This window comes from Pseudanabaena sp. PCC 9330, assembly GCF_055795045.1.
The window spans coordinates 116,852-129,067 of sequence record NZ_JAYFES010000108.1 but is presented as its reverse complement, the minus strand read 5'-3'; the positions used below and the strand labels follow the sequence as shown (position 1 = coordinate 129,067).

Here is a 12,216-nt window from a genome sequence, read left to right as displayed (position 1 = left end):
CCAACCTACGACTGCGCTGATCTTGGCTGGGCAGTGCCCACCCGGCGGCAGATTCACGAGAGTTCTACGTCCTGGCTTTCGTAGACCCCCTCCTTGCGCAACACCACCGGAATAGTGAGCAGCAAAATCCAAAGATCTAGCGCTAGGGACCAGCGTTCGACATACCAAATGTCGAGTTCGAGTCGTTCTTCTAGGGTGTTATCTAAGCCCCCTTTAACAGCCTCCCAGGCCGTCATACCCGGCAGCAACAGCAACCGCTTTTTCTGTCGAGCGGTATAGGTTTCAAGGGCCGATAGCAAAAGAGGTCGAGGCCCCACCAGGCTCATTTCACCGCGCAGCACATTAAACAGCTGGGGCAGTTCATCGAGGTGATAGTCTCGCAAAAACTTGCCCACGGCGGTAATGCGAGGGTCGCCCTTAAAGGTATTAATGCCCGCCCCCAGGTGAACAGCCCCATCGACCATAGTGCGAAATTTGTAGATATAAAAGGGCTGGCCAAACTGGCCCATGCGCTCTTGAATAAACAAAATCGGGCCAGGAGAACTGAGGCGCACGGCGATCGCGATCGCCACCAGCAGCGGTGCAATCATCACTATCCCGATCGCCGCCAGCACCACATCTATCAGGCGCTTCACGGCCAGCTGAAATTGAATGCCCTGGCGCTGGTGGCGATGCTCTCGCTCCAGCCTTGGCCAATCGGTGAGAGAACGGGTTTTAGAATCGGTTTGCACGGGCAGCACCTCGGGAAATAATGACATTAATGCCGGACATGGGGGGTCGAAAGCTCCAGGGCGGTGGCCCTTGGAACCGCCATTTGCAGCCCCAGCTCTCGATACCAGGTGGCCAGGCGATCAAACACGTAGCGCTCGTCGTAGATGGCTTCTACCCGCTGGCGACTGGCCTCACCAAACCGCTGCCGCAGGGCGCGATCGCCCAGCAATTTCCCTAGCGCTGCAGCCAAAGCATCGCTATGCTGCGGGGGCACAATCAGCCCGTTTTCGTAAGGAATCACCGCCTCACGGCAGCCGCGAATATCGGTGGTGACAATCGGCAACCCCATGGCCATGGCTTCGAGAATGGAGCGGGGTAGCCCCTCGCCAAAGTAGGTGGGCAGGCAAAACACATCCACCAGCCCCAGCAGCTCTGGAATGTCATCGCGAAAACCGGTAAAAGTAACGCAGTCTTGCAGCCCTAGACTCTGCACCTGGGCTACCAGTTCGGCCTCAAAGGGTTCGGGGTCGGTGCTGAGTTCGCCACCAATAATCAACAGATGCAAATTAGAAAACTGGGGCCGCAGCTGGGCGATCGCCTCCACCAGATAGGCAAACCCCTTTTGTCGGGTCAGCCGCCCAATGGTGCCCACCACCAATGCCTCGGGAGGAAGGCCCAGGAGCTCGCGCAGGTGAGCTTGAGTTCCTGGGCTGAGTCGCTGTTGAGAAAATTTGTGGCTGTCAACCCCGTTATTGAGGTGGCGAACTTTGGAGGCTGGGCAGAGGTTTTTTTGCTGGGCGGTGACGAAATCTTCGTAGCTTTGGGTCAAAATCAGATCGGTAAACTGGGCGCAAAATTTTTCAATTACAAAGTAGCTAGCATATTGCTGAGGCGACAGCAGATCGTGAAAGGGAAAGCCGTGGGCGGTGTAAACAATGCGTTTGACCCCAGCAATTTTGGCCGCCATGCGGCCCAGGACCGCAGCAATGGGCGTGTGTACATGCACCAGGTCGTACTGCTGTTGCCGCATCAGCTGCACCAGCTGAATTAGGCTTCTGAGATTTTTTGTAGGGGAAATTTCGCGGTCAATTTGCACCGGGTGCACCACATAGCCGAGCTGGCTAAAGGCCTTGGCATTGGCATCAGGAGAGCAGGCCACCTCGACCTCAAGCCCGCAGTTTAGCAAATAGTCTATCTGGGGGCGCAACAGCTTTTGGGTGGTCGCCCCCACCGCACAAACATGTAAAACTTTCATTGTTAAAAGCGTAGTTGGGCAAGGCAATATTGCCTTGATAAGTGCAATTATTCTGGTTCTGACTGGGCTGAATTCTGTGTTTAATGTAGACAAGTCTAGGGATTAAGTCGTGCCATTTTGCCAGCCCTGAAGGGTTGACTGAAGCCAACAATCTGGCTCTCAAAATTAGGCCTCTAGTTCTCGACGACGGCAGTAACCCACCGACCTGCCAAAGCAAAACCCTTGCCGGTTCTGGAATCCCTTTGCTGTCTTCTGCCTTGAAGTACCAGGGTCTAGAAGTACCAGGGTCTAGGGAACTGTGATCTGGATTGATTCGCTGAGTGTGACTGATAGGGTGTGGGTATTGCCCTGGCTCTGGGTGACAACGGTGTAGTTGCCCTGGGGCAGATAGGCGATCGCGATTTTTCCCGGTACCTGAGTTTGCAGCAGAGTTTTTGCCTCGTGGCGTAGGGTTAGCTGGGTCTCAGGGGCGGGCAGCGCTAGCTCTAGTCGGCCAATATCTTGCCGAGCCTGGGCCAGTTTCAGCAGGGCTGCCCCGGCCTGACCGCTCTCTAGCCGCATGACCGATTCGCCCTGATCTAGAATGCGATCGCCCAAATCTTCAGCCGCCCTTAGAAATATGGGGTCATCGCTAGCGGCGTAGGCCTCCAGCAAAATATCGAGAAAAATTGTCTGCTCGGGGTCGAGGCCTGAGTCGGCCACCCTCGCCCCCCGCTGCACCATCTCGGGGGCGAGGCCGTTTTTCCCCAGGTTTTTGAGGGTGTTCCAGACGATCTGAAGGCGGTCGAGGTAGGCGCGATCGCCCGTTACCCGGTAGGCCTCTACCAGCATATAGAGGGTGTTGTATTTGCCGTCGCCGTAGAGGCTATCGACCGCCCGGCTGCCGTCGGGGTTGAGCTTGCGAATAAAGTGGCCCCACTCGGGCACCCAGGCCCGCTCGACCCAGACATCGGTGGTGGCCATGGCCCAGTCGCAGTATTGGGGGCTGTTGGTCAGGTCGCACAGCTCAAACAGCTGGCGCACAAAGTACAGCGTGTCGGTGTCGCTGGAGGGTTCTTCGGGGCGATCGAGCCCCTGGGTGAGCACAAACTGTTCGTAGAGCAGGGGCAGGGTATTGCTCTGGGGGTGCTGCCAAACGAAGGCCAGCTTTTCGTCGGCCCAGGGCTGCAAAGCGGGGTTGGCCTGGGCTAGCTTTGCCATGCCCAGGGCCACTTGGCCGTAGTCTTGGGTCAGGGTGAGGGCGTGGCGGGGGGCAGCGCCGCTAGAGACATCGACCCAGCCCCACAGCCCCGTAGGGGTGCCCGGCGGGGCGGCGGTGGCGACGACATCAAAGTGGTCAATGGTGCTCTGGGCCAGATCTAAACACTGGTTTTGCAGGGCGCGATCGCGCGGAAACCACTGACACAGCTCAGCGGCTCGGTCGATCAGGCCCACGGGCTGCTTATTGCCGGTGGTAAGGGTGCTGTTTGGCGCGTTGGGGTCGCTGGGCAGCTCGGCATCATAGGCGTAGGGAATTAGCCCCGTTTGCGGGTCGCGAGCGGCAAAAAAGGTTTCGGCTAGCTGGGCCATCAGCTCATCAGCGGGTCGGTAGCCCAGGGCCTTGAGCGCCGGGGGCAGGTAGTGGTCCACATGGCCCCGCGCCAGATCAGGATTTTCGTTGAGCAGGGTAGTCCAATAGTCGGTGAGCAGGGTGAGGCCGGTGGTTAGCGCCTCATCCCCCGCGGCGTAGTAGGTTTCAACCTGGCCGTCGGGGCGCTCGGCAACGGCCAGGGGCGTCAGGCTAGCCGAGGGGGCGCGGCTGTGGGTGAACAAGACCAGCCCAGCGGTGATGATAGCGGCCAGGCTGCTGAGCAGTAGGGTGGGCGGGCGGGCCATGGGGGTTAGGGGCGGCTCTGCTGGGTATGGGGAAGCAGGTCTTGGTAGAGGTTGACCATGGCGGTGACATGGGCCGTGGTGGAGAAGTCGCGCTGGACGCGATCGCGCCCGGCTTGACCCATCTGCGATCGCAGATCCCCATCTTTGAGCAAGGTTTCGAGGGCGTCGGCCAGGGCGATCGGGTCGCTGGGGGGCACCACCAGACCATTGACGCCGTGGTTAACCTGTTCGCGCACGCCTGCGATATCGGTGCCGACAATGGGCAGGCCAAAGGCCATGGCCTCTAGATGAGTGGTGGGGAAGCCTTCATTGCCGCCCACCTCAACGATGCGATGGGCGGGGCGCATCGCCTGCGGCAGGCCAGCATCAGCAGTCCCCTCGGGGTGGGCACCGGTCTCAAAATCGCCGTAGTCGAGCCGCTCGTAGCTGACCGAGGGCAGTACCTCAATGTCGGCCAGCTGATAAAACCCAAACGGATTCGACTGCCACCCGGTAAACGTGACATTGTGCAGGTGCAGCGCCTGCCGCCGCTGCATTAGCCAGTCGGCGTGGTGTTGATATTCGGCTTCAATATCGCCCACGCAGAGCACCACCAGGCGATCGGCCCAGCCCCGGCGGTTTAGCTCGGCGATCGCCTCTAGCAGGTGGTGATGGCCTTTAAAGGGCACCACCGAGGCAAAACAGCTCACCACTAGCTTGCCCTCCTGCTTGAGCGCCTTGAGCCAAGCGCTGGGTTGGCCGGGTGCCAGGCTGGGCCGCACGCTGTTGTAGATGGTGGTAGCTTTGGCTCGGCCCGCGGGGGTCAGGTCAGATTGAATGGCGTCGCACACGGTGACAATGCGGCTTGAGACCCATTCAAAATAGGTGTGAGAAATGCCCGCAAAGGGCAGCTGGCCGTGCATGTGCCCCACCACCGGACAGCCCCACAGCTTTGCCGCTGCGCCAATCATCAGGCTGCCTCGGCCCCCATCGACATGGACTAGATCGGGCTGCCACGCCTGCATCAGCGCCAGGCACTGCCAGGTGTAGGGCAATAGCTCGGTCATCGCTACCTGGGCGCGTTTCCAGGTCGACCAGCTCAGCATGGCCTTGCCAAACTGGTTGAGATGTCTGCCGGGAGGTAACACTTCGACCTCAAGACCAGCTTCTCGGTAGACGTCGGCGGCGCGGCCTTCTCCGGCTAGCACCACCAGCGGTGTGATGTGACTGGGCAGATGAGTAATCAGCTCAAACAGCACCCGGTTGGCCCCGGCCATGCGTTGGTAGTAGGCCAGGTAGTAGAGCACTCGCAGGGGGGCTGCCACGGGCTGAGGCACAGGGCTGGGAGCCAATGGCATAGATTTTAGAGATGGCATGGTGATACTTGAGTTAGGTCAACGGTTGCAGCCCATGGCAAAAGATTTTGGCGTACTGGCGGGCGATCGCATCAGCACAAAACTGCTGCGATCGCACCCGGCCCCGCGCCACCAGCTGAGCCCTCAGATCGGGCTCTTGGAGCACGCGCAAAATGCCCACGGCTAAAGCGGCGGCATCGCGCGGGGGTACCAGCACCCCTGTTTCGCCGTTCTCTAAGATTTCGGCGGGGCCGTGGGGGCAGTCGGTCGAGACCACCGGCACGCCGCAGGCCAAGGCCTCGGCCACCACGTTGCCAAAGCCTTCGTACACCGACGACAGCACAAACACATCCGCCGCCGCCATCAGCTGGTAGGGGTTGGGCCGAAAGCCCAGCAGCCGCACGGCGTCGCCCAGACCCAATCGCTGAATCTGCCGCTCTAGCCGGGGGCGCAGCGGCCCCTCGCCCACAATCCACAGGTGGGCGGGCGTGGTCTGCCGCACCTGGGCCAGCGCGTCAAGCAGGTAGGTAAAGCCCTTTTGCTCGCACAGCCGCCCGCAGGCGACGATCAGCGGGCGCGGCAGGGGCAGATCGGCGTCTAGCAGGGGGGCGATCGCGCCCGTGGTCACCCGGTCATCTACGCCAGCGTTATAGATCACGTGGATGGGGGGCTGGGGCGGCGGCATCAGCGAGGCAAACTCCGCTGCTACCCCCTCCGAGAGTGCAATCAGCCCGTCTGCCTCAGCCAGCTGGCGGGCCAGCAGCCGCAGCATGGCGCGATCGAGCGGGTGCCAGGAACGGTGGTACTGACTGAGGGGCGAGTTTTGGGCACACACCAGCAGCTTGGGGCGGTGGGGCAGCCCTCGACAGGCCGCGATCGCCGCCAGGTTGGCGTGGTCAAGGGCGGCGCAGACCACATCGGGCCGCTGGGCCTGTATCAGGCGGCGCAGTGGCTGAATCGCCCGCACCATGCGCAGCGTGCTAGAGCGGATCCTGGGCGGATTTAAGCTAAACACCGGCACGCTGGGGTCGAGGGCCGCCTCGTAACTGCCGCCCAGCTGAGCCAGTGCGATCGCTGGCTCAAACTGCTGGCGATCGAGGGCATTGATCAGCCGTAAAAAATGCATTTCTGCTCCCCCGTTGCCCAGGGAAGCGGTAAAAAATAAAAGCTTTAGTTTGCCGGACTGATTCTGATCAGAGGATCGACTGGAAGCGGAGACATCAATTGCCTTCATAGACAGTCCCGGCAGCGGGAGATTGATCATTTTCATGCCATTGCTGAAGAGCAACAATCTGATTAAATTGTTGCGTGAACCCAGCCGCATTACATGCCACTTTGCCGCCTAAAGGTCAAGAAAAAAGACACGCTCTGTGTCTTTCCAGGATTATTCCTGGATGAATAAATTAGATTATCTTAGATCTTGTGTGAATCCTTGATCCAGGAAAAGATAGAAATCTCAAGAATCAAAGGCTAAGGCTCTGGAAGCTTTTTCAAAGTCTACTTAAACAAGAGATTATACCAAATCCGAATCCCATAACCCCGAGCCCAAAAAGGCCAAACTGTAGGGGCATAGGCGTAGCCGAGCCAGAGGCTATATGCCATGCGCCCTTCTGAATTAGGGGCAACTAAGCAGGACCTAGTCTTATTTCAAAAACGCCAAGGTGATTTCGCTGTCATCAAAAGCCCCACTCCATCATTAAGCTGAAAGTATCACTGCTATTGGTATAGCTACCTGTCAGTGTTCCTGCCCCAGGGACTGTGCGATTGATATCAAATCCAGCAATAAAGATATGTAGCCAACGAGCTGTTATCCCTAGATTTTCAATTGGTCGGTAGGTCGCTCCCAAATCAAGTAGAATTCCATCACCGCTCGGAATTCGAGGGCTGATAAACTCAGCTTTTACAGGAGAAGGATCATAGGCAAGTCCGAACCTGAGTCTCCATTGCTCCGAGGGATCATAGACTGCGCCAAGGGAAAACCGAAAAGTATCTTGCCAGTTCTGAGTTTCTACCAGATCGGGCTGGGCGGCGTTGGCAAAATTAACCCTAGTCTCTGAGTAGCGACTCCAGTTTGTCCAGTCAACCTGGCCAGCCATGCCAAAGTTTGAACTTATCTGATGGTAAATACCTAAAGAAACAATATCAGGTAAATCTAGGCTGGTGGTCACACCTGTATCAGTAAAAACGCCTGTAGATGTCAGACCGATCGCTGCGTCAGGAACAGTAAAATCTGCATTGCCGCTTAGGTTATGGCTCACAGCAGAGCGATAGGTTAAGCCAATGCGGGTAGTATCTGTTGGCTGGTAAAGAAGGCCTGCATTCCATCCCCAGCTCCAGTCTTCACCTGATACTTTAACCAAGCCATCAAGCTGTTGAGGCGAAGGTGGAAAGCCAGCCAATGCAATCAAAGAGCCAAAATCGATAGCGTTTGACAAAACAGTGGTGGAGTATTGCAGATTAACACCTACTCCGGCAGATAGATTATCAGTAACTTGAAACCCAATCGCAGGGTTAATATTCAGAGTTGAAAGTCGAGATTCGATGGCTTGATAGCGACCAGCCCAATCGTTAGGATAAAGTGTTGCTAAACCAAAGTCATTGTCAACGCTTAAGCCAACTGCAACATCATCTGAAATTCGCCAGGTGCCGTGAAAGCTGGGCACTAAAACTTCTGCGCGTGCAGATGCACCACCTCCTGACAAGGGCAAGCCTGGTATTAATTCAGAGCCTTTGTCAGTAAAGCTAGGATTGAGAATGGTTACATCTGAGCGAATCACTAATTGGCTGCCATCAAAGCGCATGATAGCAGCAGGATTATAAAATACTGCTGAGGCATTATCTAATCCAGAAGCGCCTTGACTGCCTGCTGGGTTTACAGGATTAGCCAGTGGCGCATAGTCCAATCCACCGGCTAATGCTTTATCGCTGGCATGAGCAAGGATACAAATACTGCCAACAAACAAGCTAAGGACATATAGCTTGGACTTAAAAGTATGATCCATAGCAATTCTCCTAAGAATAGGATTCCAAAGCAACTTATCAGGTTTAAGGCCAAACTTTTTGTCGCTTTCTCAGACTTATTTATGGCCAATATCTATTGGCAAAATATTTCACCAGTTCTAAAATTCAAATCATTTGAGCGCGTCTCAAATTGACTGCTGCTCTAGGGTTTAGAGCTATAAAACTGGTTACCGACGGCATAGCTCTAGCTTTTAGACATTATCAAGATCGAAGCTAAAACTTCTTGCCAATTTGCCTCATAGCCCGACCTACCTCGCACCCCAGGGTCTAGGCCTAGGGCGTCACGCCGGGCAGGGACGACTGCGAGATCAGCGTACAGACTTGGTCGTCGGTGAGTTGGGCAAAGTCGTCGTACCAGAGGCTGATGGAGTAGAGGTCGTTGGGGGTGAGCAGGCACACCACCTCATCGACCTGAGTTTTGAGGGTGGCGCAGGTGGAGGGCGGGGCCACGGGCACGGCCACGACTAACCGGGCCGGATGCTGGGGTTTGATCACCGCGATTACCGCCTGCATTGTCAACCCGGTGGCCATGCCGTCATCGACCAAAATAACGGTGCGATCGCGCATCTCGGGCGGGGGGCGATCGCCTCGGTAGACGCGATCGCGGCGCTGCAATTCTTTTAGCTCGCGGGCCGCGACGGCATCGATGGTGCGGCCCGAAATATTCAGCCAGCTCAAGACCTCGTAGTTGAGCACCCGCACGCCATTTGAGGCGATCGCCCCCATGGCCAGCTCTCGATGGCCAGGCACCCCCAGCTTACGCACCAGGCAAATATCCCAGGGCACCCCCAGAGCCTGCGCCACCTCGTCGGCAATGGGCACACCGCCTCGGGGCAGCCCCAGCACTAGCACATCAGAGCGCTGGGCGTAGGGCTGGAGCCGAGCGGCGAGCTGCTGTCCGGCGTCGGTTCGGTCTTTAAATCGGGCGTAGTGGGTATGCATGGTTGGTCTCCTCGGCAACCATCACGCCTGGGATTGACCCAGCAGGTGCTGGCGGGCCGAGGCCAGAGCCGTTCTAGCCCGCTGGCCAGAGTCTCGCAGGCTGTGCAGCAAACTCTCCCACTGGTTGTGCAGCAGGGTGGTAGCGGCCTGCAGAGCGGTGAGGTCGTGCTCTCCTGAGGCTGCCAGTTCCTCACGGGCATCTTCGACCTTAACCCGCACTGCGTCGGGGCCATCCTGGGGCAGCAGCAGTGGATACAGACGGTGGCGCATAATGCCCACCAGGTACTGCACTGGCTCCGGTTGTTCGCTCAAAAAGTCCTTCAAACCCTCCGATTCGGGCTGCAAGTCTGCGTAGGCATCTTCTTTCAGCCGCAGGTAGTCAGGGGCCAGTTCTTCCACATCTTCGGGATAAAACACCGCGTGCTCGCCCAGGGGCTCAACGCTGCGCCCGGCCAGCACGTAGGCGGCGATTTCGCCCGTTTGCCAGTCAAAGAGAAAATCGTCAACCCAGCCCAGCAAGTCACCCCAAAACGACTGTACCCGCAGCTCGTGTAGCGGCTGTAGGTGGTCTGGGGCTTCGAGCAGCAGCCGACCATAGGTCGACAGCGCCTGCTGGTTAATATCGGCCACCTGATCGAGGGGCAAATAGCCCTCGCGGCCCGACAGATAGGCCACATGGCCCGTGTTGTCTAGCCACACCGCCTCGATCTCACCCAGGTTTGAAATGGTGGCCCCATCAATAGCCATCAACCCATGAATCTGGCTGTGTCGCACCACGGTAAGCATAGGTTCCTCCAGATACCTGCCCCCTAGAACAGGGGGCAGGGCAGATCTAACTCAGTCGCCAGATGGCCTAGCTAATGTTGACCTTCACAACTGACTGAGGCGCTGACTCAACCTTGGGCAGGGTGAGATGCAGCATGCCATTTTTGTACTCAGCCTGCACCTCGCCGGTTTTAATCGAGGTCGGCAGCGGAATTACCCGCTCAAACGTGCCGTAGTGAAACTCCGATCGCACGACGCCTTTTTCTTCGGTTTTAGACTCGGACTTGCGCTCGCCCTTAACCGACACCGTTGATTCGGTCACTTCTACGTCTAGATCCTGAGCTTCCATACCGGGAACTTCGAGCTTGAGATGAATCGCCTGATCGGTTTCTTTCATCTCAGCAGAGGGCATGAAGGTGATCGATCGCCCGTCGCCATCGGGCATGAGGCGATCAAACAGGTGGTTCATTTCTTGATGCAGCCGTTCAATACCTCTAAACGGTTCCCAACGGGTAAGTTCATCGAGGGAGTCGCGTTGCATAATAGCCATACTTTTTCCTCCATGGATAAATAACGATGAGGGCGATGATTGACTACTGAAGAGCTAGCTCATCACCGACCGATCGCTGTTTAGAAGACCGTACATTGAGGCTTGATTCGTAGCTGATAACCGTACGTTAATGCACTAGCCTTCTAATTTGATCGTAGATCGATTTCGTGAATTTTTTGTGAAGAGAAACAGAACTAAACCCTGGCCAAAATTAAGCTCTACCACCCTTTCTTACCGCCTACAGCAACGCTCTTAGGGGTGCAATAGATCTAGAAGATCTCCTAGAATTGACGACTTGGCGATCGCCCCAGGGTCATCGCCCCGATCGCCATCAAAAAAGCTACGGCGGGCACCAGCATCATCAACCAGGCAATGATGCTGAGGCCCGAGGGCTCTGCCAATAAAAACAGCGTGATCACGTACAGCACAATGGCCGCTGGCTGGTCAGCATAGGTGCGAAAACTGTCGGTCAGCCAGCGGGTAAAAATGCCAAACAAAAAGAAGGCGATCGCCACCCCCGGCACGCCAAAATTCCAGTAGGCTTCGCCCACGGCCCCCGGCGGCATGCCCACGGGCATATCAAAAAACGCCTCGCCGACCCTACCGGCCACCAGGCCCGGCTTTTCAGGCCACAGAACCCGAGGTACCGGCAGGGTGAGCACCGCCAGGTACGAGCTGCCGTGAATGAAATCGACCTGATCGGGCACCAGCCCCAAAATGGGAAACACCCCAGCGTAGACGCTGGTGCGCTGCGACACCTCGCTCAGCCCGCTGGTCAGAGCCGACTCGCCCGTGGTTGACTCGGCGGGCACCCCGCCCCTCAGCACGTTCCAGTCGATGGTGCCGCCGTAGGTGCTGGCCCGCAGATTGCCCAAAATGCCCATCAAAAACAGACCCGCCAGCGCGATCGCCACCAGCCGCATGACGGCCATCTTGCGCTCGCGCAGCAGCCAGGCCAGCACCCCCATAATCATGAAATAGATCACGCTAGAGCGAGAGCCGCCCGTCAGGTAGGTCATCATCAGACTAGTGACGGTGCAGCCCCAAAACAGGGGTCGCACCGTCGATCGCGGGTCTATCACCAGCCAGCTGAGGCAGCCAATCAGCCCCAGCTGGGTAAAAAACTGCCAGTAAAAAGCCCCGGCCAGCGCCTCGTTGCGCCCCGCCCCCCACGACAAAATGTGGCTGAGAATGCCCCCCCGGCTCTGCATATAGGCCGCAAACAGCGCCGCCGAAAATAGCACCGCCCCGCTCACCTTGGCCGCCAGATGGCGGGGCCGATGAAACTGCACGGCGGGGGCGGGCAGCGCCGGGGACAGCACATAGCCCCCGTACCAGGCCACCAGCCCTAGCCCTTGCAGCAGCAGTTCTTGGCTCAGCAAAGCGGTGAGGCTTTCGGTGCTCCAGCCGGGCAGGGCGGCATGCCACTGCAACCCGCTGAGATACACATCGATGCGGCGCAGGTGGTCGAGGTAGGTAAAAAACAGCCCAAAGATCAGCGGATGAAACCAGCCAAAGCCAGGCTGGTAGAAGATTACCGGCGCTAGCAGCAGCGCAAAGTTGGCGATCAGCGCCGCAAAGGCTCCCGCCATTTCGCCATTGCCCGATGGGTTAAAAATTTGGTAGAGGCCAATGGCAAACAGCGTGCCGATCAGCACCACCCCGGTCAGCACCCGGTGGGCCACGGTCATGGGCACAAAGGGCGACCCACCCATGTCTAGCGCGCGGGGCTGAGAGGCTAAAGACAGATCGTTCATGGCGGT

The 12,216-nt window shown here is 57.7% G+C and carries 10 protein-coding genes; all 10 read right to left on the bottom strand.

Features of this window, described 5'->3' with window-relative positions; translation table 11 throughout:
- Window positions 1-53 precede the first annotated feature (53 nt).
- A complete protein-coding gene (locus AC0QKW_RS15525) occupies window positions 54-758 on the bottom strand; it encodes a sugar transferase (protein WP_473151984.1) in 705 nt (234 codons plus the stop codon).
- Complete coding sequence (locus AC0QKW_RS15520; RefSeq protein ID WP_473151983.1) at window positions 758-1,966, bottom strand: glycosyltransferase family 4 protein; 1,209 nt, start codon at window positions 1,964-1,966, stop codon at window positions 758-760. The genes AC0QKW_RS15525 and AC0QKW_RS15520 overlap by 1 nt, the downstream gene beginning before the upstream one ends.
- Window positions 1,967-2,254: 288 nt before the next feature.
- Entirely contained in the window at window positions 2,255-3,841 is a 1,587-nt protein-coding gene (locus AC0QKW_RS15515; RefSeq protein ID WP_473151982.1) for a hypothetical protein, read from the bottom strand.
- Between the two features lie 5 nt (window positions 3,842-3,846).
- On the bottom strand, window positions 3,847-5,196 hold the full coding sequence (locus AC0QKW_RS15510) for a glycosyltransferase family 4 protein (protein WP_473151981.1): 1,350 nt from the start codon (window positions 5,194-5,196) through the stop codon (window positions 3,847-3,849).
- A gap of 13 nt (window positions 5,197-5,209) precedes the next feature.
- The gene (locus tag AC0QKW_RS15505; protein ID WP_473151980.1) at window positions 5,210-6,301 is read right to left on the bottom strand and encodes a glycosyltransferase; all 1,092 of its coding nucleotides are present in this window, start codon (window positions 6,299-6,301) and stop codon (window positions 5,210-5,212) included.
- Between the two features lie 550 nt (window positions 6,302-6,851).
- A complete protein-coding gene (locus AC0QKW_RS15500; RefSeq protein WP_473151979.1) occupies window positions 6,852-8,177 on the bottom strand; it encodes an OmpP1/FadL family transporter in 1,326 nt (441 codons plus the stop codon).
- Between the two features lie 292 nt (window positions 8,178-8,469).
- The gene (locus AC0QKW_RS15495) at window positions 8,470-9,138 is read right to left on the bottom strand and encodes a phosphoribosyltransferase (protein WP_473151978.1); all 669 of its coding nucleotides are present in this window, start codon (window positions 9,136-9,138) and stop codon (window positions 8,470-8,472) included.
- A 21-nt stretch (window positions 9,139-9,159) separates the two neighbouring features.
- Window positions 9,160-9,924, bottom strand: a complete 765-nt coding sequence (locus tag AC0QKW_RS15490; protein ID WP_473151977.1) for a photosystem reaction center subunit H — start codon at window positions 9,922-9,924, stop codon at window positions 9,160-9,162.
- A gap of 67 nt (window positions 9,925-9,991) precedes the next feature.
- Window positions 9,992-10,453: an Hsp20/alpha crystallin family protein gene (locus tag AC0QKW_RS15485; RefSeq protein ID WP_473151976.1), complete on the bottom strand. Its 462-nt coding sequence runs from the start codon at window positions 10,451-10,453 to the stop codon at window positions 9,992-9,994.
- A 281-nt stretch (window positions 10,454-10,734) separates the two neighbouring features.
- The gene (locus AC0QKW_RS15480) at window positions 10,735-12,210 is read right to left on the bottom strand and encodes an O-antigen polymerase (protein ID WP_473151975.1); all 1,476 of its coding nucleotides are present in this window, start codon (window positions 12,208-12,210) and stop codon (window positions 10,735-10,737) included.
- Between the last annotated feature and the right edge of the window lie 6 nt (window positions 12,211-12,216).

Bases quoted from the DNA above. Each gene is read 5' to 3' on its own strand.
- AC0QKW_RS15525 (WP_473151984.1), bottom strand. From the start codon at position 758: ATGTCATTATTTCCCGAGGTGCTGCCCGTGCAAACCGATTCTAAAACC.
- AC0QKW_RS15520 (WP_473151983.1), bottom strand. From the start codon at position 1,966: ATGAAAGTTTTACATGTTTGTGCGGTGGGGGCGACCACCCAAAAGCTG.
- AC0QKW_RS15515 (WP_473151982.1), bottom strand. From the start codon at position 3,841: ATGGCCCGCCCGCCCACCCTACTGCTCAGCAGCCTGGCCGCTATCATC.
- AC0QKW_RS15510 (WP_473151981.1), bottom strand. From the start codon at position 5,196: ATGCCATCTCTAAAATCTATGCCATTGGCTCCCAGCCCTGTGCCTCAG.
- AC0QKW_RS15505 (WP_473151980.1), bottom strand. From the start codon at position 6,301: ATGCATTTTTTACGGCTGATCAATGCCCTCGATCGCCAGCAGTTTGAG.
- AC0QKW_RS15500 (WP_473151979.1), bottom strand. From the start codon at position 8,177: ATGGATCATACTTTTAAGTCCAAGCTATATGTCCTTAGCTTGTTTGTT.
- AC0QKW_RS15495 (WP_473151978.1), bottom strand. From the start codon at position 9,138: ATGCATACCCACTACGCCCGATTTAAAGACCGAACCGACGCCGGACAG.
- AC0QKW_RS15490 (WP_473151977.1), bottom strand. From the start codon at position 9,924: ATGCTTACCGTGGTGCGACACAGCCAGATTCATGGGTTGATGGCTATT.
- AC0QKW_RS15485 (WP_473151976.1), bottom strand. From the start codon at position 10,453: ATGGCTATTATGCAACGCGACTCCCTCGATGAACTTACCCGTTGGGAA.
- AC0QKW_RS15480 (WP_473151975.1), bottom strand. From the start codon at position 12,210: ATGAACGATCTGTCTTTAGCCTCTCAGCCCCGCGCGCTAGACATGGGT.